General features: G+C 73.0%; 18 protein-coding genes, 1 tRNA gene, 1 pseudogene and 1 riboswitch. Of the genes and pseudogenes, 10 read left to right on the top strand and 10 right to left on the bottom strand.

Annotated features, from left to right (window positions below):
- The first annotated feature begins 97 nt into the window (after positions 1 to 97).
- A complete protein-coding gene (locus ACFYZJ_RS36950; RefSeq protein WP_388576079.1) occupies positions 98 to 865 on the top strand; it encodes a TetR/AcrR family transcriptional regulator in 768 nt (255 codons plus the stop codon).
- Positions 866 to 1,074: 209 nt separating this feature from the next.
- On the opposite strand, the gene ACFYZJ_RS36945 is transcribed toward ACFYZJ_RS36950, so the two are convergent.
- On the bottom strand, positions 1,075 to 3,159 hold the full coding sequence (locus tag ACFYZJ_RS36945) for an asparagine synthase-related protein (RefSeq protein ID WP_388576076.1): 2,085 nt from the start codon (positions 3,157 to 3,159) through the stop codon (positions 1,075 to 1,077).
- A 681-nt stretch (positions 3,160 to 3,840) separates the two neighbouring features.
- On the opposite strand from ACFYZJ_RS36945, the gene ACFYZJ_RS36940 reads away from it, so the two are divergent.
- From ACFYZJ_RS36940 to ACFYZJ_RS36925, 4 genes are all read left to right on the top strand, one after another.
- A complete protein-coding gene (locus tag ACFYZJ_RS36940) occupies positions 3,841 to 5,265 on the top strand; it encodes an MFS transporter (RefSeq protein ID WP_388576073.1) in 1,425 nt (474 codons plus the stop codon).
- A 226-nt stretch (positions 5,266 to 5,491) separates the two neighbouring features.
- A complete protein-coding gene (gene lhgO / locus ACFYZJ_RS36935) occupies positions 5,492 to 6,700 on the top strand; it encodes an L-2-hydroxyglutarate oxidase (RefSeq protein ID WP_388576071.1) in 1,209 nt (402 codons plus the stop codon).
- Positions 6,701 to 6,943: 243 nt separating this feature from the next.
- A complete protein-coding gene (trmB, locus tag ACFYZJ_RS36930; RefSeq protein WP_388576096.1) occupies positions 6,944 to 7,726 on the top strand; it encodes a tRNA (guanosine(46)-N7)-methyltransferase TrmB in 783 nt (260 codons plus the stop codon).
- A gap of 69 nt (positions 7,727 to 7,795) precedes the next feature.
- Positions 7,796 to 9,193, top strand: a complete 1,398-nt coding sequence (locus tag ACFYZJ_RS36925) for a PrsW family glutamic-type intramembrane protease (protein WP_388576069.1) — start codon at positions 7,796 to 7,798, stop codon at positions 9,191 to 9,193.
- Between the two features lie 45 nt (positions 9,194 to 9,238).
- Here ACFYZJ_RS36925 and ACFYZJ_RS36920 read toward each other — a convergent pair whose 3' ends face one another.
- From ACFYZJ_RS36920 to ACFYZJ_RS36900, 5 genes are all read right to left on the bottom strand, one after another.
- Positions 9,239 to 10,183, bottom strand: coding sequence for an aldo/keto reductase (locus ACFYZJ_RS36920; RefSeq protein ID WP_388576066.1), 945 nt, complete (start codon positions 10,181 to 10,183; stop codon positions 9,239 to 9,241).
- Positions 10,184 to 10,265: 82 nt separating this feature from the next.
- A complete protein-coding gene (locus ACFYZJ_RS36915) occupies positions 10,266 to 11,270 on the bottom strand; it encodes a M23 family metallopeptidase (protein WP_388576064.1) in 1,005 nt (334 codons plus the stop codon).
- Positions 11,271 to 11,281: 11 nt separating this feature from the next.
- Positions 11,282 to 11,440, bottom strand: a riboswitch (cyclic di-AMP (ydaO/yuaA leader).
- 215 nt (positions 11,441 to 11,655) lie between these two features.
- A complete protein-coding gene (locus tag ACFYZJ_RS36910) occupies positions 11,656 to 12,831 on the bottom strand; it encodes a PP2C family protein-serine/threonine phosphatase (protein ID WP_388576061.1) in 1,176 nt (391 codons plus the stop codon).
- A gap of 356 nt (positions 12,832 to 13,187) precedes the next feature.
- Positions 13,188 to 13,261 (bottom strand) — tRNA-Met (locus ACFYZJ_RS36905).
- Between the two features lie 128 nt (positions 13,262 to 13,389).
- Entirely contained in the window at positions 13,390 to 14,538 is a 1,149-nt protein-coding gene (locus ACFYZJ_RS36900; protein WP_388576058.1) for a dihydrofolate reductase family protein, read from the bottom strand.
- Between the two features lie 119 nt (positions 14,539 to 14,657).
- Here ACFYZJ_RS36900 and ACFYZJ_RS36895 point away from each other — a divergent pair, with 119 nt between their 5' ends.
- The 3 genes from ACFYZJ_RS36895 to tyrS all read left to right on the top strand — a co-directional run bounded on the left by ACFYZJ_RS36895 (position 14,658) and on the right by tyrS (position 17,995).
- Positions 14,658 to 15,167 (top strand): MarR family winged helix-turn-helix transcriptional regulator, encoded by a 510-nt coding sequence (locus ACFYZJ_RS36895; protein ID WP_388576055.1) that lies wholly within the window; start codon positions 14,658 to 14,660, stop codon positions 15,165 to 15,167.
- 292 nt (positions 15,168 to 15,459) lie between these two features.
- Entirely contained in the window at positions 15,460 to 16,098 is a 639-nt protein-coding gene (gene ribA, locus ACFYZJ_RS36890) for a GTP cyclohydrolase II (RefSeq protein ID WP_388576093.1), read from the top strand.
- A gap of 493 nt (positions 16,099 to 16,591) precedes the next feature.
- Positions 16,592 to 17,995 (top strand): tyrosine--tRNA ligase, encoded by a 1,404-nt coding sequence (gene tyrS / locus ACFYZJ_RS36885; protein ID WP_388576052.1) that lies wholly within the window; start codon positions 16,592 to 16,594, stop codon positions 17,993 to 17,995.
- A gap of 193 nt (positions 17,996 to 18,188) precedes the next feature.
- On the opposite strand, the gene ACFYZJ_RS36880 is transcribed toward tyrS, so the two are convergent.
- Positions 18,189 to 18,833, bottom strand: coding sequence for a TetR/AcrR family transcriptional regulator (locus ACFYZJ_RS36880; protein ID WP_388576050.1), 645 nt, complete (start codon positions 18,831 to 18,833; stop codon positions 18,189 to 18,191).
- A gap of 59 nt (positions 18,834 to 18,892) precedes the next feature.
- Here ACFYZJ_RS36880 and ACFYZJ_RS36875 point away from each other — a divergent pair.
- Positions 18,893 to 19,486, top strand: a pseudogene (locus tag ACFYZJ_RS36875) (FAD-dependent monooxygenase); the annotation flags it as partial.
- 39 nt (positions 19,487 to 19,525) lie between these two features.
- Here ACFYZJ_RS36875 and ACFYZJ_RS36870 read toward each other — a convergent pair.
- Both ACFYZJ_RS36870 and ACFYZJ_RS36865 read right to left on the bottom strand, forming a co-directional pair.
- On the bottom strand, positions 19,526 to 21,337 hold the full coding sequence (locus tag ACFYZJ_RS36870) for a heavy-metal-associated domain-containing protein (protein WP_388576047.1): 1,812 nt from the start codon (positions 21,335 to 21,337) through the stop codon (positions 19,526 to 19,528).
- Positions 21,338 to 21,485: 148 nt separating this feature from the next.
- Positions 21,486 to 22,757: an MFS transporter gene (locus tag ACFYZJ_RS36865; RefSeq protein WP_388576045.1), complete on the bottom strand. Its 1,272-nt coding sequence runs from the start codon at positions 22,755 to 22,757 to the stop codon at positions 21,486 to 21,488.
- Positions 22,758 to 22,890: 133 nt separating this feature from the next.
- On the opposite strand from ACFYZJ_RS36865, the gene ACFYZJ_RS36860 reads away from it, so the two are divergent.
- Positions 22,891 to 23,826: a LysR family transcriptional regulator gene (locus ACFYZJ_RS36860; protein WP_388576042.1), complete on the top strand. Its 936-nt coding sequence runs from the start codon at positions 22,891 to 22,893 to the stop codon at positions 23,824 to 23,826.
- Positions 23,827 to 24,010: 184 nt separating this feature from the next.
- Here the strand turns inward: ACFYZJ_RS36860 and ACFYZJ_RS36855 are convergent, their stop codons facing one another.
- Complete coding sequence (locus ACFYZJ_RS36855) at positions 24,011 to 24,733, bottom strand: dienelactone hydrolase family protein (RefSeq protein WP_388576040.1); 723 nt, start codon at positions 24,731 to 24,733, stop codon at positions 24,011 to 24,013.
- Positions 24,734 to 24,748 lie beyond the last annotated feature (15 nt).

The raw sequence follows: 24,748 nt of genomic DNA, 5'->3' as shown, positions 1-24,748 counted from the left end.
GGCGGGCCCGGTCACGTACGACGCCTGTTCCGTACGCTCCGGTTTCCAATGGCGGGGAGAGTCTCCGGGGGGAGACGTCAGGACCGGGGGAACACTTATGCACATTCAGGACTCTCATTGGTCGTCCGCGTCCGCCGTCGTAGCGGCGGGCACGGTGAGCGCGGCGGCGGACAACGGACGCGGAGAGGGTTCGCGTACGACGCCGCTGCGTGTGGACGCACAGCGCAATCTGGAGCACGTACTGCGCGCGGCGCGCGAGGTCTTCGGCGAGCTGGGGTACGGCGCGCCGATGGAGGACGTGGCGCGGCGCGCGCGAGTCGGCGTCGGCACCGTGTACCGGCGCTTCCCGAGCAAGGACGTATTGGTGCGGCGGATAGCCGAGGAGGAGACCTCCCGGCTGACCGAGCAGGCCAGGGCGGCGCTCGGTCAGGAGGAGGAACCGTGGTCGGCGCTCTCGCGCTTCCTGCGCACGTCGGTGGCGTCGGGCGCGGGACGGCTGCTGCCGCCGCACGTGCTGCGGGTGGGGGTCGTCGAGGAGGGCACGGAGGAGTCCGAGGCGGGGGCGGTGGACGGGGCCCGGGTGCCGCAGCAGCGGTCCGAGTCGGCCACCGAGCTGCGGCTCGTGGAGCAGCGGCCCGTTCCGGAGCCGGACGACGCGGGAGCGGCGACGCTGCTGGAGGTCGTCGGGCAGCTCGTGGAGCGGGCACGTGCGGCGGGTGAACTGCGGTCGGACGTCACCGTCTCGGACGTGCTGCTGGTGATCGCGACGGCGGCGCCCTCGCTGCCGGACGCCGCCCAGCAGGCGGCGGCCTCGGCCCGGCTGCTGGACATCCTCCTGGAGGGCCTGCGGTCCCGTCCGGTGTGAGCCGGGCCGGCCGCCGCGCGTCACGCGGGGCGGCCGCCGCGAGCGCCGCCGGGCCCCCTCGTCGGGAAGCTCTTCGACCCGGGGTACTCCCAGCGCCCACCCGTGCCGCCCTGGGGGTCCCCCAGGCCGTTGAGCTATTGGGAGAGGCACGACTGAGCTGCGGCAGCTCGCGGCTGCGGCGGTTGCCGCCCGCCCACAGTCGAACGGCCCTACGCGCCCGCCCCCAACGCCCTGCCCCGCGCGGAGATCCCCGCCGGGACCGCACGCGCGCGTGCCGGGGTTCCTGTCCAGCAGGTGCCCCGGCGGGCCAGGAGGCGGCGGAGCCAGAGTTCCAGGGAGACCAGGTCCGCCAGGCCGTCCAGGGGAAGGGGGGCGCCGTCGGCCGCGGCGCGCACCGCCTTGCGGACCACTCTGGCCTCCACCAGGCCCGCTTCCGCCAGAAGGGGCGTGGAGAAGAGGTCGACGAGGGAGTTCGCGGCGAGCCTGAGGCCCGCGCGGACCGCGGCCGCCGAGGAGCCGTGGGAGGGAGCGCCCCAGCCGGGTGGCAGACCGCCGACGCCCGCGCCCTCCAGGACCGTACGCAGGATGGCCGCCCGTGCCCCCGGCTGCACGCGCAGGGTCTCGGGAAGCGCCCGGCAGGCGCGGACGACCTGGTTGTCCAGGAAGGGGGCGTGCAGCCGCTGGGAGCGGATCTCGGCGGCCTGTTCCAGGACGCGGAGGTCGGTGGCGTGCCGCGCCAGTGCGGCACGCGCGCGGTGATCGCCGGGGCGCTCCCCGGGGCCCACGCCCGGCCGGCCCGCCGATCCTTGGAGGCGAACCGATACTTCAGCCAGCGCCTCCCCGGTCAGCCAGCGCGCCGCCGGCCCGGGTCTCGCCCAGGTGAGCGCGGCGAGCGACGCGCCCACGGCACCCCCGGGCTCCTCGAACCGCCGCCGCATCAGCCGGTCGGCGAGTGCGTCGACGCCGGCCCGGTACGGAGTGCGGGCCAGCTTGCGGGCCGCGCTGTACACGCGCGCGGGGACCATCACCGAGCCGTCCGCCTTCGCGAGTGCGGCCATGGGCCGCACCAGGTGGCGGCGCTTGCGGTCCATCAGCAGGTCGGCGAGCCGCGCCGGGTGCGCGTCGAGGACCTGCCGGGCGCCGTAGCCGGTGAAGTGGTCCGCGCTGCCCGACGCGAGACGCGCGCGGTGCCGGGCCGCCGTGACCAGGGAGGGGCCCGGTTCGTCCGTCAGCGGGCCGTCCAGGTCGGCGTAGGGGAGCACTTCCTCGCCGCCGGCGACCACCACGTGGTGCAGCCGGGGGTTGGCGGCGAGCGTGCCGGCCCGCTCCAGTTCGGCCTCGCGGCCCGTGACGGCGAGGTCGTTGAAGGTGACGGCGAGCAGGCGTTCGCCCGCGCCGGTGCCGTGCCCGAGGATCGTGCCGGGCATGCCCGGCAGTCCGGCCGCGAGGAGGGCCAGGGTGCCGGAGGCGGGGCCGCCGGACAGGTCTGCGCCGATCCCGGGGACGGGCATTCCGCGCGCGGCACGGCGTTCCGCGGGTCCCATGCCGGGCACGGGGCCGGGGTCGAGGTCGGCGCTGGGGACGTGCCGGGGCGCCGCCAGACGCGCGCGTACGGCGTCGACCAGGGCGTCGCGCACCGCGTCCACCGCGTCGGCCGGGTCCGCCGGGGGCGCCGCGACCGCGAGGGAGGCGACCGGTTCGTACCCGGCGATCTCCCGGGCCCCCGCGCGCAGGATGAGCGCGTGCCCCGGCGGGATGCGCCGTACGCCGTCGTACGGGGTGGAGTCGAGCAGCGCGGCCGGCACGTCGGGGGCGGCGAGCAGGGCGGCCAGGTGCCCGAAGTCCAGGTTGGCCTCGATGAGGTCGGCGAGCGGGAGCGCGGCGGTCGCGTAGGCCGTGCCGCCGGCCCAGGGGGTGTAGAAGACCGGCCGTGCGCCCGCGAGGTCGCCGCACACGGTGATCCTGCGGCCGACCTGGACGACGGCGGTGTAGCTGCCGGACCAGGCGGTCAGATGGCGCAGTGCCCCGCCACGGGCGGCGAACAGGGCGACGCGCAGCTGCTCGTCGGTTGCGCCGCAGGTGCCCAGGACGGCGATGCGGGTCCGCGCGTCGGCCTTTACGACGCGCACCTCGTCGGGACGCCAGTCGCCGACCGCCCACAGCGGATCGGGATCGCCCCACAGGAGTTGGGACCCGACCGGGTGCACCGTCTCGCCGTCGTATCCGGTGGCGCCGGCGGAGCCGGGCTCGACGGCTCCCGCGGCGGTGCTGCTCCATCCCACCAACCACCGCATCGACGCCTCCACAGACTGTGGACAACCAGTGCACCGTACGAACGGCTCCATGCTGCCACGAAGATTGCGCCCCGGAGGGTGCACGGCACAGCTCGTGCGCCCCGTAACGCGCCCGTGGAGAGCGGCCCGCGAGCCGGTGAACTCCCGCGCGACCCAAGGCTGTCCGGGAGACGAGAGGAAACAGCGACGCGAATGCGCCCCCGAAATGCTCCCCGAAAACGCCGTTCGCGCCCTGAAGAGTCGTGGTCGGAGCCCCGATGGGCGTCGAAATCCACCATCGGTTTTCGGCCAAATCGGCTGTGGCGGGCCAGGCTTGGGCACGCTCCGTACAGGCCCTGGGCAACGCACGGTCCGGGAGACGGAGTTCGCCCCCCGGACCGGTCCGCCGCCCGCGGGGATTGAAGGCGGCGGTGTCCCCCAGCCCACTGGATCCAGTACAGCGGGCCGACCCACGCACGGCCCATGGAACCGGCCCCGCGGTGGCCGGAGAAGAGCGCACGGACAGGCGCACGGCCACACATCGGGAGCACGTGGCGACACTCCGTACATGAGTGCGGACCACAATCCCGCCATCCGGATTTACGCCCCTTAACGCATGGGATGCGGCGAACTACGCTGGGTTTACGAATGCCGCGCGGTTATGCCACCGATGCGGCAGCCGTCTGTGTCGAGGGGTGGCGCATGTCCAGGGAGCAACGCGGGCCGAACGAAAAGCTCGGCGCCGTTCTCGCCCTCGCGGGAATCAGCAACGCAGGACTCGCCCGGCGCGTCAACGATCTTGGCGCCCAGCGCGGGTTGACACTTCGCTACGACAAGACCTCGGTGGCGCGCTGGGTGTCGAAGGGCATGGTGCCGCAGGGTGCCGCGCCGCACCTGATCGCCGCGGCCATCGGCCAGAAGCTCGGCCGCCCCGTACCGCTCCACGAGATCGGTCTGGCGGACGCGGATCCCGCACCGGAAGTGGGCCTCGCCTTCCCCCGGGACGTAGGACAGGCGGTGAAGTCGGCGACGGAGCTGTACCGCCTCGACCTCGCCGGGCGCCGGGCCGGCAGCGGCGGCATCTGGCAGTCGCTGGCCGGATCGTTCGCAGTGAGCGCTTACGCGACCCCTGCTTCCCGCTGGCTGATAACCCCGGCCGACAGCTCGGTCGCCCGCGACCCCACCCCGGGCGAGAGCTCCGGAGCGCCGATCAAGGTCGGCCACAGCGACGTCCGGAAGCTCCGCGAGGCCGCGGAGGACGCGAGGCGCTGGGACTCCAAGTACGGGGGCGGCGACTGGCGTTCGTCGATGGTGCCCGAGTGCTTGAGGGTGGAGGCCGCGCCGCTGCTGCTCGGCTCCTACTCCGACGAGGTCGGCAGGGCGCTGTTCGGCGCGACCGCCGAACTGACCCGCCTCGCCGGCTGGATGGCCTTCGACACCGGCCAACAGGAGGCCGCCCAGCGCTACTACATCCAGGCGCTGCGCCTCGCGCGCGCGGCGGCCGACGTGCCCCTCGGGGGCTACGTCCTGGCCTCCATGTCGCTGCAGGCGACCTACCGGGGCTTCGGCGACGAGGGCGTCGACCTCGCCCAAGCCGCCCTGGAGCGCAACCGTGGCCTGGCGACCGCCCGCACCATGAGCTTCTTCCGCCTGGTCGAGGCACGCGCGCACGCACGCGCGGGTGACGCCCAGGCGGCCGGCGCGGCCCTGAAGGCCGCCGAGGGCTGGCTGGAGCGAGCCCGCGACGGCGACAACGACCCCTCCTGGCTCGGCTTCTACTCCTACGACCGCTTCGCGGCGGACGCCGCCGAGTGCTACCGCGACCTCAAGGCTCCACGTCAGGTCCGCCGCTTCACCGAGCAGGCGCTGTCGCGGCCCGGGGAGGAGTACGTGCGCTCGCACGGGCTGCGCCTGGTGGTGTCGGCGGTCGCCGAGCTGGAGTCGGGCAACCTGGACGCGGCGTGCGAGCAGGGCGTGCGGGCGGTGGAGATCGCCGGACGCATATCGTCGGCGCGCACCACCGAGTACGTACGGGACCTGCTGCACCGCCTGGAGCCGTACGGCGACGAACCGCGCGTGGCGGAGCTGCGGGAGCGGGCCCGGCCGCTGCTCATGGCTCCTGCCTAGGGTCTTTCGTTTGGGCGTGATCCGAACGAGAGGCCGTGCGACCGGGTCCCTGAGCGTCTGCCTGGTCACGGCTTGCTATGGGGCCGCAGGTTGTCCGTGGTCGATCGCGCCCACGCGGCGGAGCCGCGTACCGGTACAGCCCCGCGCCCCTTACGGGGCCCGGCCGCCCTGGGTTTGAGCGCATTGTCAGTGGCGCAGTGCACTATCGAACCAGGAGGTGGAGCAGGTGCGGGAGATCGCCTACGACTGCGACGTGCTGGTGATCGGTGGTGGAATCGTCGGCCTGTCGACGGCGTATGCGATCACGCGTGCCGCGCCGGGCACGCGGGTGACCGTCCTGGAGAAGGAGGCCGGCCCGGCCCGCCACCAGACGGGGCGCAACAGCGGCGTCATCCACAGCGGCATCTACTACCGCCCCGGCTCCCTGAAGGCACGGTACGCGGTCGAGGGCGCCGCCGAGATGGTCAAGTTCTGCGCGGAGTACGGCATCGCGCACGCCGTCACCGGCAAGCTGATCGTCGCCACGGACCGGGAGGAGCTGCCACGCCTGCACGCGCTGGTCCAGCGCGGCAGGGAGAACGGCATTCCGGTACGGGAACTGGGCCAGGCACAGATCGCGGAGTACGAGCCGGAGGTGCAGGGGCTCGCGGCCATCCACGTGGGCACCACCGGGACCTGCGACTTCGTGGCGGTGGCTCGGCAGCTCGGGGAGGCGTCGGGGGCGGAGATCCGGTACGGGGCCGAGGTGGTCCGGATCGACCGGCGCGCCTCGCTGGGGGTCGCCGTGCGCACGGGTGACGGGACGGTCCTCCGCGCGCGCGTGCTGGTCAACTGCGCCGGGCTGCACTGCGACGAGGTGGCCCGGCTGACCGGGGACGACCCCGGGGTGCGGATCGTGCCCTTCCGGGGCGAGTACTACGCGCTGCGGCGGCCCGAGCTGGTGCGGGGGCTGGTGTATCCGGTGCCGGATCCGGCGTTCCCGTTCCTCGGGGTGCATCTGACCCGGGGGATCGACGGAGAGGTCCACATCGGGCCGAACGCGGTGCCGGCGCTGGCCCGCGAGGGGTACGGCTGGGGGGTCGTACGGCCTCGGGAGCTGGGCGCCACGGTGGCGTGGCCGGGGTCGTGGCGGATCGCGCGGCGGCACTGGCGGTACGGGGCGGGGGAGCTGCGGCGGTCGGTGTCGAAGGGGGCGTTCACCGACGCGGTGCGGAGGCTGTTGCCGGGGGTGAGGGAGGACGACCTGGTGCGGGCCCCTGCCGGGGTGCGGGCGCAGGCGGTGTTGCGGGACGGGACGCTGGTGGACGACTTCCTGATCCGGGAGGGGGCGCGGGCGGTGCATGTGCTGAACGCGCCGTCCCCTGCGGCTACCGCGTCGCTGCCGATCGGGCGGGAGGTGGCGCGGAGGGTGTTGGCCGTGCTGGGGCGGGGGTGAGCGGGTGCCCGGCGGTGCGACCGGGCGGGAACAGGTCACGCGGCCCGGCGCTCGCGGGTGCCGCTGCGCCACCGTGCCGCCCCAGCGGCACGACCGCCCACAGCCACGACAGCTACGACAGCTACGACAGCTACCCGCTGCTCGGTACCCCCTAAAATTGATCCCACTGTGTCTGATTCCCTCAACTTCGCTCCCGAAGATTCCCAGGTCACCCGTGGTGACGGCGCCGGTCCCGGGGCCGGCGTGTCCGTTCGGCACACCCGGGCCAAGGGGCAGCCCCGGTTTCCCGACGGGCCCAAGGCCGATCCCGCCGGGTCGCACTTCGAGCGGCGGATCCGCAGCTTCCAGCCGCGGCGGAGCCGGGTGACGGCCGGGCAGGCGGACGCGCTGCAGCGGCTGTGGCCCAAGTGGGGGCTGGACATCGACGGGCAGCGGGTCATCGACCTCGCCGAGCTGTTCGGGAACGCCCGCCCCGTCGTGCTGGAGATCGGGTTCGGTATGGGTGAGGCCACCGCGCAGATGGCCGCCGCCGACCCGGACACCAACATCCTCGCCGTCGACGTGCACACCCCCGGCCAGGGCAACCTGCTGGCCCTCGCCGACCGGGAAGGCCTGACCAACATCCGTGTCGGCAACGGCGACGCGATCATCCTGCTCCGCGAGATGCTCGCCCCCGACTCGCTCGACGGGCTGCGCGTCTACTTCCCCGACCCCTGGCCCAAGAAGCGCCACCACAAGCGGCGGCTCATCCAGCCCGACTTCCTCACACTCGCCGCGAGCCGTCTCAGGCCGGGCGCGCTGGTGCACTGCGCCACGGACTGGGAGCCGTACGCCGAGCAGATGCTGGAGGTGCTCACCGCACACCCGGAGTTCGAGAACACTGAGCCCGGCGGCGGGTACGCGCCACGCCCCGGCTTCCGGCCGCTGACCCGTTTCGAGGGGCAGGGTCTGGACAAGGGTCATCTCGTGAACGACCTGCTCTTCCGGCGCGTACAGCACCGCGACCAGCCCACCGCCGAAGACTGAGCGTCCGCACGTCCGTTGGACGTCGGGCACCGTCGCGGGCGGCGCCCCCGTCTCGTTAGGGTCGATGCCGTGGCCACCTTTCCCTCGTACCCGACTCATCCGGGCGGTGACGCCGTCGGCGGCTCGTTCGGGCACCCGCACTGGTGGCAGAGGCGGTGGGTGCGGTACGGGGCGCTGATCACGCTTCTCGCGCTCTCCGGGCTCGTCATCCTGGCCCTGGTACGGCAGCAGACCGGGACCGAGGGCTTTCTGGTCGGGCTGGGCCTCGCGGTCCTGCCCGTGCCGCTGCTCATCACGGCGTTCCGGTGGCTGGACCGGGTGGCGCCCGGACCCTGGCGGAACCTGGTCTTCGCCTTCGCCTGGGGCGCATGCGCAGCCGCGCTCATCGCGATCGTCGCCAACAGCTTCGCCACCCGGTGGATAGCGACCGCGACCGCCGATCCGCACAGCGCCGACACGCTCGGCGCCACGCTGATAGCGCCGGTCGTGGAGGAGTCCGCGAAGGCCGCGGCCGTGCTGCTGGTGTTCCTCTTCCGCAGACGGGACTTCACCGGGATCGTCGACGGAGTGGTGATAGCCGGTGTCACCGCCACCGGTTTCGCCTTCACCGAGAACATCCTCTACCTGGGCACGGCCTTCGGTACCGACCAGATGAGCGGGGGAAGCGGGCTGGCGTCCGTGACGGCCGCGACCTTCTTCGTCCGCGTGGTGATGTCGCCCTTCGCGCACCCGCTGTTCACCGTGCTCACCGGCATCGGCTTCGGCATCGCCGCGCTGTCCGCGGAGCGGCAGCACATCCGGCGGGCGCTCGCGCCGCTCGGCGGGCTGCTGCTCGCGATGGGCATGCACTCCATGTGGAACGGGTCGTCCACGTTCGGCCAGTACGGGTTCTTCGCGGTGTACGCGTCGTTCATGGTGCCCGCGTTCGGGCTGCTGACCTGGCTGGTCATCTGGACCCGGCAGCGGGAGCTGCGGACGGTGCGGGAGGAGCTGCCCGCCTACGTGGTCGCCGGGTGGCTGGGGCCGGTGGAGCCGTTCGTGCTCGGTTCGATGCGGGCGCGGCGGCTGGCCCGGGACCACGCGAGGCAGCACCTCGGGAAGGCCGCGGGGCGGTCGGTGGCGCAGTACGAGGCGTACGCGACGTCGCTGGCGTTCCTGCGCCACCGGGGGCGCCGGGGGCGGGCGGGCGCCGATTTCGCCGTACGGGAACGGGAGTTGCTGGCCGAGCTGTGGGCGCGCCGGGAGGTGGCCCGGCCGGCGCTGGCGTATGCGGCACGGGCGACGGCGCCGGTGGCTCCGCCGGTGTGGCCGGGGTACGGGCACCACGGGCAGCTGCCCTTCCACGGGGCGCCGCAGTCCGGCCCAGCGCTGCCGCACTACGGTCCGGCCATACCCCAGTACGGTCCGGCGGCGCCCCAGTACGGTCCGGCGGCGCCGTACCCCGGGTACAACCCCTATCGCTCCTAGGAGTTGACGCGGGTTCGGGGCCGCCGGATTCCGCCGTCCGCCGGACTACCGCGACGCCTCCGTGAGCTTCGCCAGGTCCTCGTCCGTCAGCGTCAGGTCCGCCACGGCCAGCAGCGCCGGCAGCTGCTCCACCGTGCGCGCCGAGGCGATCGGGGCCGCGACCGTCGGCTGGGCCGCCAGCCAGGCGAGCGCCACGGTCGGGATCTCGGCGCCCCGGGCCTCGGCGACCTCGTCCAGGGCCGCCAGGACCCGCCGCCCGCGTTCGGTGGCCAGGTGCTTGGCCGCTGCCTCCGCGCGCGCCGACCCCACCGTCGTACCCGGCCGGTACTTGCCGGTCAGGAAGCCCGACGCGAGCGCGTAGTACGGCACGGCCGCGAGCCCCGCCCGGGAGGCGACGTCCCGCAGCGCACCCTCGTAGGTGTCCCGCGAGACCAGGTTGTAGTGCGGCTGCAGCGCCACATACCGTGCCAGGTTCTCCCGGTCGGAGAAGTCCAGGGACTCCTGGAGGCGCTCGGCGGAGATGTTGGAGGCGGCGATGGCGCGCACCTTGCCCGCCTTCACCAGCTCGTCGAGCGCGCCGATGATCTCCTCGACCGGCACCTCGGGCTTGTCGTAGTGGGTGTAGTAGAGGTCGATGTAGTCGGTGTCCAGACGGCGCAGGGACGCGTCGGCCGCGGCCTTGATGTTGGCAGCGGTCAGGCCCTGGTAGTCGGGGTGCTGGCTGACCTTGGTCGCGATGACCACGTCGGAGCGGTTGCCGCGTGCCCTCATCCACTTGCCGATGATGGTCTCGGACTCGCCGCCCTTGTTGCCCGGCACCCAGGCCGAGTACGCGTCGGCGGTGTCGACGAAGTTGCCGCCGGCCTCCGTGTAGGCGTCGAGGACGGCGACGGACTGCGCCTCGTCGGCGGTCCAGCCGAAGACGTTGCCGCCGAGCGACAGCGGGAAGACCTCGAGATCGGACGAACCCAGCTTGCGAAGAGAAGTCATGCTCTGCATCAACGCCCCGGCCGGACCGGAGTCTTCCGGGAGGCCGGCAAAGATCTTGTGAACGGGCGTGCTTCCGCGGGGGTCAGGGGTTGAGGCCCTTGCTCTGCAGCCAGGCCATCGGGTCGATCGCGGCGCCGCCGTTCGGGTGCACCTCCAGGTGCAGGTGCGGCCCGGTGACGTTGCCGGTCGCGCCCACGCGGCCGATGACGTCGCCCGTACCGACCTTCTGCCCGACCGTGACGCTGATCGACGACTGGTGGCAGAACCACAGCTCGGTGCCGTCGTCGAGGGTGAGGATCGTGCGGTAGCCGTACGAACCGGCCCAGCCGGCCTCCGTGATCGTGCCGCTGTGGACGGCCTTGATGAGCGTGCCGGTGGGCGCGGCGAAGTCGAGACCGGTGTGGTAGCCGGAGGACCACATGGCACCGGCGTCACCGAAGCGGGAGGTCAGGGTGTAGGAGGAGGTCGGCAGCGTGAACTGCTTCGCGAGTTCGGCGAGCCGCGCGGCCTCCTCGGCCTTCTTCTTCTCGGCTGCGGCCTTGGCCTGCGCGTCGTCCTGCGCCTTGGCCGCCGCGGCGGCGGCCTTCTTCACGGCGGCGTCCTCGGCGGCCTGTGCCGCCGCCCGCGCGATCCGCTGCTGCTGGGACTCGGCCTGCTGCATGATCCGGGCGCGCAGCGCCTCGCCCGCGTCCTTCGAGCCGGTGGCGTCGGTCCGGCCCACGCTGCTCAGGGGCGTGGCCGAGCTCTTGGGGGCGCCGGAGTCGTCACCGATGAGGGCCTTGGCGGAGTCCGTGACGGAGGAGAGGTCCGGCAGGGATATGGACACCGGCGGCTTGCCGGACTGCGCGGTGGCCAGGCCGCCCGCGCCGACGGCGGCCATCACACCGACGCCGAGGACGGTGGAGCTGCGGGCGAGCCCGCCCCCGCGCTGCTTGGCGACGCGGTGCCGGCCGCGGACGGGACGGACGGAGTCCTCGGTGGGGTTCCACTCCTCCCAGGGGCCCTCGTCGGTGCCGGGCGCGATGTCGAGCGTCCGAGTGCCGTCAGGGGCGAACGAGGTGCTCTGGGCAGGCCGGTTGAACGCCACGTGGGCGCACTCCTTTCCTTCCGTCTCGCCTACCGGGTTAGCTGACGGGTTCGGAGCAGGAAGGTCTCCTACGCGCGTATAACCGGCCGTGCGACCACGGCGGTATCCGCTCGATTCACCCCAAGGTGGTGGTTCCCCGGCTCCCTCGCGGGATTCGGCAGGCGCGCACGGAGCCGCCTCTGGTGACGGCTGGGACGACCGCGCTGCGTTATCGAACGTTAATAGACGCGGGGCCTGGATTCCAAGCGGTTCGGACAGATCCGTTCACGCCGCTGGCCAGGACTTTTGCGACCCGAACAGGGGAAAAAGGGCGAGTCGCCCGCGCCTCATGAGCCTCACAGGTATTGACAGTATGTCAGTCGTTATGCGCTGAGGCATCACTCGCTCACTGTTCGTGCCCGCGCCCAGCGCGTCCGGGCCGACGCACGGCCAGCAGAGCCATGTCGTCCGTGCCGCGGCCGCCGGTGTGCCGGGCGACTTCCTGCGTGACGGTGCTCAACAGGGCGCCGGGTCCGGGGAAGACCCGTCCGGCGAGGCGGACGGCGGGGTCGTAGAACCGGCCGAACGCGTCCCGCGCCTCCGAGACCCCGTCGGTGTAGAAGAGCAGCGTCGCGCCGGGCGGGAAGTCCCACTCCTCCGCCCGCGCGGGCCAGAGGCCGAGGTCGCCCAGGCCGAGCGGCGGCGCGGGGTCGCGGGCCCCGAGCTCTCGCAGGGAGCCGTCCGGGAGCAGGAGCAGCGGGGCGGGGTGGCCGCGGTTGACGACGCGGACGACGCCGCAGCCGTGCGGGATCTCGGCGAGCACCGCGGTGGTGAACCCCTCGAACTCCTCGGGCCCCTCGCGCCCGCCGCGTTCGCGCGACAGCGCCCGCTCCAGGCGCTGGGCGACGGCCTCTAGCGACGCCTCCTGTTCGGCGGCCTCCCTGAAGGCGCCGATCACCACGGCCACGGCGGTCACGGCCCCCATGCCCTTGCCGCGTACGTCGCCGACGACGAGCCGCACCCCGTGCGGGGAGTCCTGGACGGTGTACAGGTCGCCGCCGATGAACGCGTCCGCCTGGGCGGCCTCGTAACGAGCCGCGATCTCCAGCCCACCGATCCGGGCGGCGGGCTCGGGCAGCACGGCGCGCTGCGCGGCCTCGGCGATCTGGCGGGCGGAGGCGAGGCGGGCGATGTTGCGGCGGACGAGGACGTTGATGAGGACGGCGAGGGCGGAGACGGTGACGACCGTGGCCACCTCGGTGACCTCGCCCGCCTGTCCGATCACACCGAGCCAGAGGTGGACCCCGAGGACCACCAGGACGGCGGTCAGGCTGGTGAGGACGGTGCCGCGCAACGAGAACAGGGGCGCGGCGACCAGGGGCGCGGCGGTGAAGAGGGGGCCGGCCGTGTACTGGGACGGGGCGAAGAGGTCGAAGCAGACCCCACCGGCGATGAGCAGCCAGGGCAGGGCCCGCAGGAAGGCCCGCGCGTACGAGATCCCCCGCTCCTCGGCCTCCGGTCCAGCCTCCGCTCCGGCCTCCGCCTCGGCCCCTGCGCACGGCGGCGCCGGAAGGTCCCGCACGCCGGGATCGGGGACCGGGGCGCCGGGCACTCCGGGGTCTCCGGGGTCTCCGGGGTCTCCGCGGTCTCCGCGGTCTCCGCGGTCTCCGCGGTCTCCGCGCTCTCCGCGCTCTCCGACGAGCCGGCTCGGCTCCCCGGCCCGCTGCTCACACGGCCCGTCGGGCCCGCGCCGCTCGGCCGGATCGTCCTGCTCCCATGACCACCGCTCGCCTGCTTGCTGCACCACCCGTCCAGGCTTCCCGGAAGGGCGGCGGGGGGCGACCGCTGTGGGCCGGGCGGAGTAGCCCCGGGGCTGACGGAGAGCCGGGGAAACACCGAGGGCCGGAGCCCTTTCGGACTCCGGCCCTCAGCCTTCAGTAGCGGGGACAGGATTTGAACCTGCGACCTCTGGGTTATGAGCCCAGCGAGCTACCGAGCTGCTCCACCCCGCGTCGGTGATTCCAGTGTACGCCATGCGCGCGACAGCCTGCGCACAGGTTTTACCCCGCCGGCGTTCCACCAGCGATTTCCAGCCCGGCGCGGAGCCGCACGACCCCGCGTACGGCCCCCTTCGAGGCCGTCAGGCACCGGCGGCCGGGGGCAGCAGATGGGCGTTCGGGGCCTTGGCGCGCTCCTCGTACTCCGGCAGCAGCACCACGTCCACGCCCGCGGCTGCCAGCACCGCGTTCCCGTCCGCGGACTCGACGAAGGTGTCCGGTTCCCGCCAGGCCGTCACCACCCGTCGTACCCCCGCCTCGATGATCAGCCGGGCACAGGGCGCGGGCCGGGACGCGCGGCGGGCACACGGTTCCAGGCTGCTGTACACCGTGGCGGAGGCCAGCCGCGGATCAGCCGGGTCCAGCTTCGCCAGCGCCGCCTCCTCCGCGTGCGCCACAGGGTCGCCGCCCTCCCGGGAGTGGCCCCGCGCCAGTTCGGTGCCGTCGGCCGCGACGACCACCGCGCCGACGCTGAAGGCGGTCTGTGACGGCGGGCACCGGTCCGCCAGCTCGCAGGCCACCTCCAGCCACCGCCGGTCCGCGGCCGAGGCGAGCGCGCCGGTGCCGGGCGCGGTGGGCACGTACCGCATCAGCACCACGTCCCCGACCGCGCGCGTCTCCACCAGCCGCATCCGCCCCGGCGGGTACACGCCGTGCCCGAACATCCGCGGGGCGTCCGGCTCCCCCACGAACAGCGGCGCCACCACGAGCTGCACCTCGTCCGCGAGCCCCTGCTGGAGCAGGCGCGTGTGCACGCTCCCGCCGCCCTCGACCATCAGCCGCCGTACGCCCTTCACGTCCCCGAGGTGGTCGAGCACGGCCCGCCAGTCCACGTCCGGCCCGAGCGCGACCACCTCCACGTCCGCCGGCAGCAGACCCCGCAGCCGCCGGGCGCCCTTGTCCGTCGTGTAGACGGTCTTCGCACCGCCCGTGTGCCAGAAGAGGGCCTCGGGATCGAGGTCCCCGGACGCGCTGACCGTGACCTTCAGCGGGTACTCCGGCAGCCCGGCGGCGAGCCGGGCCGCACGCCGCTCGGCCGAGTAGACCAGCAACCGGGGGTTGTCGGCGCGCAGCGTGCCCGCGCCGATGAGGATGGCGTCGCTGCCCGCCCGCACCTCGTCGACCCGGTCGAAGTCCTCCGGGCCGGACAGCAGCAGCCGCTCGGGTCCGGTGTCGTCCAGGAAGCCGTCGAGGGAGACGGCGGCGGACAACAGGACGTAGGGGTGGGCCATGGCGGCGCTCCTGGGGTCGGGATGATCCGGTGGACGAGGCAGGGACGCGGCGGTCCGGTGGACGAAGCGCGGGACGACGCTTCTTGGTTCAACTTTTAAACAATAACTACACTGCCAGTATGACGACCCGCTGGCTGACCCCCGAGGAACTGCGTGCCTGGCGCTCGTACCTGTCCGCGTCGTGGCTCCTGGAGGACGCCATCGACCGGCAACTCCAGCAGGAGGCCGGTATGCCGCACCTGTACTACTCGGTTCTGGCCAACCTCTCCGAGGCGCCCGACCACCGTATGCGCATGACCGATCTCGCCGAGTCGCTGAAGATCACGCGCAGCCGGCTGACGTACGCGGTCACTCGGTTGGAGAAGGACGGCGCGGTCCGCCGGGAGGGGTGCCCGACCGACAAGCGCGGCAGCGTGGCGATCCTGACGGAGGCCGGGCGGGCACTTCTGGAGCGTACGGCGCCGGGTCATGTCGAGACGGTCCGCTCGGCCGTCTTCGACCACCTCACCAAGGAGCAGGTGGCCCAGTTGGAGGAGATCTGCTCCAGGATCTCGGAGGCGCTCCAGGAGGGCGAGGAGCGGTCGGCGTGCGGGGAGCTGCCGTGGCGCCGGCGTTCGTCCACGGCGTAACGGAAGGCGACACGAGAAAAACAGTTGCTTGAAAATTAAAGCAGGGCTAGAGTCTCGGCCGAGGTGTGCTTCAAATCTGAAGCATGAGGCGCATCCTCCGCACCCGCCATCGTCGGCCAGGAGAAAGACGAGAGCCATGCGCGACGCACACGAGACCGCCCCTTCCCGAGACTCCGGTGACACAGCCGACCCGCACACAGCCGACCCCCGGACACCCGGCCCGCACACAGCGGGGCTGCCCGCACCCGCCCTGGCCGCCACCCTTCCCGTCAACGGCCTTCCCGCCACCGGTATGCCCGGCGCCGGCCTTCCGGCCGCCACGGTCCGCACCCGGGTGACGGTTCCGCTCCGCTTCGGCGACGGCTACACCGTCACCGCCGACCTGGTCACCTTCCACGGCCTCACCGACGGCCAGGAGCATGTGGCCGTGATCCTCGGCGAGCCCGCCGCCGGCCGGCCGCCGCTGGTGCGGCTGCACTCCGAGTGCCTGACCGGCGACGTCTTCGGCTCGGCCCGCTGCGACTGCGGCCCCCAGCTGCGCGAGGCCGTGGAGCGCATCGCCGAGCACGGCGGTGTCCTGCTCTACCTGCGCCAGGAGGGCCGCGGCATCGGCCTTTACAACAAGCTCGACGCCTACGCCCTCCAGGACCAGGGCCTGGACACCTACGAGGCGAACGCCGCGCTCGGCCTGCCGGAGGACGGCCGCGACTACACGGCCGCCGCGCAGATGCTCCGCGCGCTCGGCATCGACGCCCTGGACCTGCTCTCCAACAACCCCGACAAGGCCCAGCAGCTGCGCGATCTCGGTCTCACGGTCACCCACCGCGTCCCGACGGGCGTCTTCACCACCGCCCAGAACGTGCGCTATCTGCGCGCGAAGGTGGTCCACACCCAGCACACGCTGCCACTGACGGAACTGACGGCCGGCTGAACTCACGGCCGACTGAACCGACGGCCGGCTGAACTCACGGCCGACTGAACCGACGGCCGGCTGAACTCACGGCCGACTGAACCGACGGCCGACTGAACCGACGGCCGACTGAACTCACGGCCGACTGAACTGACGGTCGGCTGACGCATCACACCGCGCGGCATTTTCGACGGACCGGGGAATGAGGCGGAATTTCCCGCGCGATTCCCCTCATGACCACGGCCGTTCCCCGGTCGTTTCACGGCCGGGAGGCCGGGTCCCGGATCCCGGGACCCCACCGACCGCACGGGGCACCACCAGGGGGAACCCGACGACACGGTAATTCGGGAATTCCGCGGAAGTGACCACCGTGATGACCAGCGTGACGGGCGAAGTGATGACCACCGTGCCGACGCCTACTGATCATGAAGTCGCCAGGTCCGGGGCTGATAAAATTGCCGCTTCCAACCACACTGGTCAGGCCAGTTGTCCGACCCAGGAGCGTATAGGCGTCATGAGCCGTTTGAGCGAGTCTGTCAGCCGTGTCATGCACATCCTCGATGGAGCGGACCTGGCCGCGGACTATACGGTCGCCCAGCTGCTCGACGAGACGACCGCCCGACGCTCCCTGGACCTGTCGGATCTGACGCCCCAGGAGCAGGCGGCGCTGATCGAGGGACGCTCCGTCAACCTGATCCCGTCGGCGCCGGCACTGGCCGAGCGGATCGAGGAGGCCCGGAAGGCGGGGCGGCCGTTCGTCGTCAAGTTCGGCATCGACCCGACCTCGCCGGACGTGCACCTCGGCCACGCGGTGCCGATCATCCTGGCCGGCCGGTTCCAGCGCATGGGCCACCGCGTCGTCTTCATCATCGGTGACGTCACGGCCAAGATCGGTGACCCCTCGGGGCGCTCCTCCGAGCGCCCGCCGCTCACCGACGAGGACATCGCCCGCAACCTGAGCACCTACCAGCAGCAGGTCGCGCCCTTCATCGACTTCGAGAAGGCCGAACTGCGCTTCAACGGCGAGTGGCTGAACAAGGTGACGCTGCCGGAGCTGGTCTCCGTCCTCGCCCGCATTCCGGTCTCCATGTCGCTGCAGCGCGAGGACTTCCGCACCCGGCTCGCCGAGGGCCACGGGCTGTCCGTCGCCGAGTTCGTCTACTCCGTCGCGATGGCCTGGGACTCGGTGGCCATCAGCGCCGACGTCGAGCTCGGCGGTGTGGACCAGCTGCTGAACCTCCAGATGTGCCGCAAGGTCATGGAGATCGCGGAGCAGACCCCCGAGGTCGTCGTCACCACCCCGCTCATCGAGGGCACCGACGGCACCGGCGCCAAGATGAGCAAGAGCAAGGGCAACTACGTCGGCCTGTCGGCCGCACCCGACGACGTCTACGGCCGGATCATGTCCATCCCGGACCACCTGATCGAGCCATACCTCCAGCTGCTGACCGAGTGGACGGACGACGAGATCGGCGCGGTCACCAAGCGGCTCGCGGAGGGCACCGCGCACCCCATGGCGGTCAAGCGGATCCTGGCCGGCGAGGTGGTGGCGGCCCTGCACGGCGTGGAGGCCGCGAAGGCCGCCCGGGCCGAGTTCACGGCCCGCTTCTCCAAGCGGACCTTCGGCGACGCGCACAACCTGCCGGTGGTCTCGCTGACGGAGCACGGCGAGGACACGATCGGCGCGCTGGTCAGCCGCGTCCTGGAGTTCGCCCCGAGCATCTCCGCCGTACGGCGCGTGGCGCAGCAGAACGGCCTGCGGCTGATCCGCGAGGCGGACGGCGAGCAGCAGACCACGCCGCTCGAGGACAGCGCGGTGCAGCAGCCCCTCGGCGAGGTCGTCGCCGCGGCCGGGTCGCTGGAGCCGGGCTCCCTCTACCTCAAGGTCGGGCGCAAGGTGGCACGCATCGAGGCCTGAAGGCTGGGAGGTTGAGGCACCTCGGCCGGGCGTCGAGGAACCTCGGACCGAAAACCGGCGTGAAGGATCCGTCGGCCGCGGTGGGTGGCTGACGGATCCTTTTCGTATCGGCGGCCGGGGGCCGGGGTCTTCACCTTGCCCCGGCGAGAGCAAGCACCGACCGGCGCGTCCCCCTCTGCAGTGGGTGACCCCGTCACTGCTGCGGCGTCAACTGCCGCAATCCGTTCTCCAGCAGCGCGAACGCGTGCTCCGCGTCAGCCACCGCGCCCTCATGGCGCTCGTCGGCCGACTCCCCGTTCGCCAGGCGATCGGCGTTGTCCTGTGCCAGCGCCCAGTGGACCCCGACGATCTGGACGGCGGCAAGCCTCGCGGTGAGTTCCGCAGTGTCCGCCGTTTCCCGCAACGCCTGCGCGAGTGCGCGTTCGGCGCCCGTCTTGAAGCGTTCCATCCGGGCCACCAGTGAGGGCGCGTCGAGGATCATCCGGTGCAGCCTGCGCACCTGGGGGTGGTCGTTGAGCCCGGTGATCGGATCCCGCTCGCGCAACCCCTCGAGGAAGTGCTCGCGCACCGCGGTCAGCGGATCGGTGCGGGGCGGGCGGGCCCGCACGACACGCGCGAGCTCGGTCTCGTGGTCGGCGAGGCGGTGCACCACGAGGTCTTCCTTCGTCGGGAAGTAGGCGAAGAGCGTGCGTTTCGACACTTCGGCCGCCTCGGCGACCTGGGCCACCGAGACCTGGTTGAAGCCGTGTTCGAGGAACAGCGTGATCGCCGCATCGGAGATCGCCGCGCGCGTCCGCTGCTTCTTCCGTTCCCGTAGCCCTGGCTTGCCGTCGTCCACGGCGACCACCGTACCAGAAAACTATCCCCGGAGGATTTCTGCACCTGGTATACATTTACCTGAACCTCGGCATACAGGACGCGTTCAACCTCGGCTGGAAACTGGCCGCGGTCGTCCAGGACAGGGCGCCGAACGGCCTGCTGGACAGCTACCACACCGAACGGCATCCGGTCGGAGCCCAGGTACTGCATCACACGTCGGCGCAGCGCGTCCTGGCGGATCCGAACCCGAGCGAGGACGTGGCCGCCTTGCGCGACATCTTCATGGACCTGCTCCGGCTACCCGACACCAATCGGCATCTCACGGGACTGATATCCGGCCTCTCGCTGCGCTACGAACCGTCCGGCGACCATCCGCTCGTCGGACAGCGAATGCCGGACGCCGACCTGGTCACCGAAGCCGGCGCCACCCGGCTGTCGACGCTGTTCGGCTCGGGGCACGCCGTCCTGCTCGATCTCGCCGGTATCGTCCCGGCCGACCCACGGCTCCCGCCACGAGTCGCGCTCGTGCGCGCCACCTGCGCCGACGACCTGGGCGCCGCGGTCCTGTTGATCCGTCCCGACGGGTACGTCTGCTGGGCTGCGGACAACGCGGGCACCGGCGGCGACAACCTGCTCGCCGCAATCGCCGGCCACCTTGCGAAGCTGCCCTGAGGCGGGTGTCCGGCCGAACCGCCACCGCGTCAGGCTGCCCTAGGAGTCTGTCCGGCAGCGGCCGTGAACGGCGCGGCGGGCGGTCGCGACGGACGACAGCAGCGCGAGCAGGCTCGTGACCTGCACCGGAGTGAGGGCGCGGAGGACGCCCCGCCTCGGGCCGAGGACGGCGAGCAGGGTTCCGGTTGCGGAGCCCGCCAGCGCCAGCCGGACGCAGCGCCGGGAGACCGTGCGCGCCCCGGTCACCGCGCGCAGGACACGCCAGACGTCCTCCAGGCCGTCCGCGCAGACCAGGTCCGCCGACCAGGACGCCTCCACGCCCGGCGCGGCGGGCACCGCGACCGCGATGTCCGCGGCGGCCAGCGCCTCCGCGTCCGTACCCGAGATCACCAGGACGCCCTCCCCGTGGTCCCGCAGCGCGCACACGCGGTCGGCAAGGCGTTCCCGCCCGCCGACGATCTCGTCGGCGGGGCCCAGGAGTTCACTGATGCGCTCGCCGTCGGTGAGCACCAGGCGCGCTCCGGTGGCGCGTGCCGCGTCCAGCACCGGGGCGGCGAGCGGAGCCGGCCGCCCGCCCTCCGTCACCAGCACCGCCGAGTCGACGACCACGGCGGTGACCACGTCGAACAGCCGCAGCGCCGACGGGTCCAGCGGTACGACACCACGCCGCGCCAGCTCACGTCCGACCGTCGCGGCGAAGGCCTCCCGCCCGTAACGGGCTGCCCGGGGGACGGCTGCGAGCAGCGCGTCCGCCGCCCGCCCGGTGCTGCCCGTCAGCGCGAACACCGCCGCCGCGGTCAGCGGGGCGACCGGCGCGAGCCCCGCCTCCCAGCGCTCGACGGGCCCGGGCGGCCGGGCCCTGCCGCGCAGATGCCGCGCCGGCCGGGTGTGCGGCACACAGGACGGGCCCGGGCACAGCTCCCTCTCACGCCGCTCCCACACCTGACGCCGGGCGCGGATCTCGCCGAGCAGCAGCATCCGGTTCGCCGCGTCGACGGCCGGCATGCCGATCCCGCCGTACAGCCCACCCACGACGGCGCCGGCCAACGACAACAGCAGATCGGTCTCCAGCGGCCCGATCCGGCGCACCAACGGCCTGCGCAGCCCCCGCTCCAACTCCAGCGCCGCGACCGCCACGGCCACCACCCGGGGCAGCGACGGCAGCCGGAAGACGCTCCGGACCGCCCCGGCGGCCACCGCCGCGCAGTCGACCAGCAACTCGGCCGTCACCGCCGCCACCGGCGCGTCGTCGCCCGGAGTGACCGGCTGCGCCCAGGGGAAGTCCGCGTCCCGCACGCCCTGGGCCTTCTCCACCGCCCTGACCGTGTTCAGCAGGCGGTCGACGCCGACACTGCGCTCGTCGAACGACAGCAGCACCTGGCCGGTCACCGCGTTGACCTCGGCCCACCGCACCCCGTTGAGCCCGCGCAGCGCCCTGGTCACCCCGCCGACCAGCCGCTCCCGCGTGCGGGCACCGCGATCGAGGCCCCGCACCTCGATGTGCGCACGCCCGTGCGAAGCCCACACATGGCGGGTGTGCCGCCGCGGATGGAGATCGGCGAGGACACGCCCCGCCCGCACGGCCCGCCCAGGCACCCCCGCGGCCGCCGAGACGCCCTGCCGGACGGCCGCCACAGCCACCCGTCCACTCCCCTCGGCGACCCGCAGCCCCGCCCTGGCCGCGACCCGCCCACTCCCCTCGGCGACCCGCAGCCCCGTCCTGGCCGCGACCCGCCCGCTCTCCCCGGCGACCCGCAGCCCCGCCCTCGCCGCCACCGGCGCCACCCGCCCGGCGGTACGGGCGCCCGCCGCACCGAGGGCCCGCGCCCCGCCGGCCCCGGCACGGGTCACGGCACCCAGGGAAGACACCACACTTCCGGCCACCACGCCCGGGTACCCGTGGAACTCACCCTCTAATGCCGCTCGCCGGCCGGTCACCGTTCCGTTCCGGCGAGGAAGGGCGGTGCAGCCCGATCCAGGTGACGGCCGTAGCGGCCCGTCAGGCGCGGTGCGGTGCCGGTTCCGGCTCGGAGAGACGCACTGCTGCCGCGCGGCGGGGGAGCAGCAGCGGGGTCGCCAGCAGGAGCACGCCGGCCAGGCCGATGGCCGTACGGGGGCCGAGCAGATCGCCCAGCACGCCCCAGACGGCCGTCAGGAGCGCGGTCGAGGTCTTGGTCGTCACCGCCCAGGCGGTCAGCGTGCGGGCGACCCGGTCGGTCGCGGTGCGCTCGAGGCGGTAGGTGGTGTAGACGGGGTTGAAGACCCCGCAGCAGAAGATGAGCCCGAGCTCCACGACCATCACCAGCAGCAGCCCTCCGGTGCCCGGCCCCAGGAAGGCCAGGCCGACGGGCCAGAGCGCGCGCAGCGCACCGGCCACGACCAGGATCCGCTGCTGTCCGAACCGGGTGACGAGCGGTCGAGCCAGCCGTGAACCCAGCAGCCCGCCGATCGAGGGCGCGGCGAAGGCGAGGCCGTACTGCCACGGTGCGAACCCCAGTCGGCCGAGCATCAGGACGGCGAGCAGCGGCTGAACGGCCATCACCAGACCGTTGAACAAGGCGGTGTTGAAGAACAGCGGACGCAGCGTCGCGTCGGCGAGGATGTACCGCCACCCGTCGAGCAGGTCCCGGACCCGCATGCGCGCGGTCTCCCGGCGCTCGGGACGCGGCTCGTGCCCGCCCGTCGCACGGATGCCCAGGGCCGAGAGGAGGTAGCTGACCGCATCGGCCACGACCGTCGCCACCGGACCGAGGAGCCCGATCGCCGCGCCGCCCAGCGGCGGCCCGATGATCGTGGTCGTCCAGGCCGTGGACTCGAACCGGGCGTTGGCGACGAGCAGGTCCCCGGCCGGCAGCAGCGTCTTCAGGTACGCGCCGGAGGCGGCGCGGAAGGTGATGTCGGCCGCCGCGACGACGACCGAGACCAGCAGAAGCTGAAGGAAGGTGAGCACCCCCAGCACGAACGCGGTGGGGACCGTCAGCAGTGCCACGAACCGCACCACGTCCATCGCGATCAGCACCGGCCGCTTGCGGCGGAACTCCACCCACGGGCCGAGCGGCACCGCCACGGCCGCGCCCACCGCAGTCCCCACGGAGGAGAGCGCGGCGACCTCGGCCGGTCCGGCGTGCAGCACCCGGATGGCGATCAGCGGGAACGCGCCGAAGGCGAGCCACGTGCCGAGCGCGCTGGTCCCGTACGCTGCCCAGAGCCACCCGAACTGCCACCCCAGCCGATGTCCGAGCAGATGTCCCAGCCGGTGCCCGCTCCTCATGCCCGACGCCCCTCGCCACTCGCCCGCACAACCGATTCGCGATCGGAAGCATCAAAGCGAGCGTCACGCCCAGGGATCAAACAACCGCAGGGCCGCCGACCACAACCATCGGTTGTGCACATAGGGTCCCGGCATGGACCTCGACACCGTCCGGACCTTCGTCGCCGCCGCCGCTGCGGGTCAGTTCCAGGAGGCCGCCGCCGAGCTTGCGGTCACCCAGCAGGCCGTCTCCAAGCGCATCGCCGCGCTGGAGCGCGACCTCGGCGTGCGGCTGTTCACCCGCACCCCCCGCGGCGCCGAACTCACCATCGACGGCCAGGCGTTCCTGCCCCACGCGCGCGAGCTGCTACGCGTCGCCGAGCGCGCGGTCGCCTCCGTGCGCACCGGCCGCCGTCCGCTGCGCGTCGACGTGATCGCCTCGCGCGGTGCGGCGTCGGGCCTCATGCGCGGCTTCCACCGCGCGCATCCCGAGACAGAGCTGGACGTCGTGTGGCTGTTCGACATCGAAACGGCCATCACCGCCATCCGGTCCGGTGAGATCGACGCGTCCTTCCGCGCCGTCGCCGCGCCCGGCCGGCCCCTCCCCGAGGACATCGAGTCCGTCCGGGTGCTCGACGAGCCGCTCCAACTCCTGACCGGCCCAGCACACGCGCTGGCCGGCGCCCGGTCGGTGACCCTCGCTCAGCTCGCCGGGCACCGGATCTGGATGCCGGGCATCGTCCCCGGTACCGAGTGGGCCGCCTACTACGACGACCTCGTCGCCGAGTTCGAACTCACCATCGAGGCGACCGGCCCCAACTTCGGCTCCGACGCGCTCCTCGACACCATCGCCGACACCCCGGCCCTGGCCACCTTCATGGGCGCGCAGACCCGCCTCGTCTGGCCCGCCGGCCACGGCCTGCGCCGCATCCCGGTGACCGACCCGACGCCCGTCTACCCGCACTCCCTCCTCTGGCACCGCGACAACCCCCACCCGGCGCTGGCCACCCTCCGCGCCCACCTCGCCGCCACAGCGGCCGACCACGACGCAGCCGGGACCTGGACACCGGGCTGGGTGCTTCCGCGCTGAACGCAGCCGCGTCCACGATCACCGTGGCCGGAGCGACGGACGGTGACCCGGGGCAGCGCGGGCCCCTGCCGAGTTGGCAGGGGCCCGCCGTACAGAGACCCGAGGAGGAGCCGGAACCTGTCCCGGACGAGCAGCATCCTGGCCAACACCGCTTACCGTCTGCTGCCGGCCCGGCGGCCCGCCCTCACTTCAGGTGCCGGTCGAAGAACCGGTCCCCGTCCTCCACCTCGAACCACGGGGTGCCGGTGTGCCCGCCCATATTGGCGTGCAGTGTCTTCTCCTTGGTGCCGAAGGCGTCGAACAGGTCCAGGGCCCGCTGCCGGGGGTTGCCTTCGTCGTCCCACTGCAGCAGGAACAGCAGCGGAATGGTGACCTGCCGGGCCTCCTCGCGCTGGGCGCGGGGCACGTATCCCCCGGCGAAGAAACCGGCGGCCGCGATGCGCGGCTCGACCACGGCCAGCCGAATGCCGACGGCGGTCCACCCCGAGTACCCGACCGGGCCGCCGATCTCGGGCAGCGAAAGGAGGGCGTCCAGGGTGGTCCGCCATTCCGGGACCGTTTTCTCGACCAGCGGGCCGATGAAGGACTCGAAGATCTCGTCGACCGGCTCGCCGGCCTGCATCGCCCGGCGGAGGTCGGCGCGGGCCTGTTCGCCGGCGGCGGATCGGGGCCGGTCACCGTGCCCGGGGGCGTCGATGGCGGCCACCGCGTAGCCGTGGTCCGCGGAGTGCCGGGCCCGGGCCACCAGCCGGGACTCCCGCCTGTGCAAGCCGCCGTTGTGGCCGATCAGGATCAGCGGGGCCGGTGCGGCGGATTCAGGCGTCCACAGGGTGCCGGGGATCTCGCCGAGGGTGAATTCGCGTTCGAGGACGCCGTCCCCGAGGCGCTGTTCGGAAGTGAACTGCATGGTCGTGCCTTTCGG

The organism is Streptomyces sp. NPDC001848 (assembly GCF_042891915.1).
Classification (GTDB): Bacteria; Actinomycetota; Actinomycetes; order Streptomycetales; family Streptomycetaceae; genus Streptomyces.
This window is presented reverse-complemented; position numbering and strand designations above follow the sequence as displayed.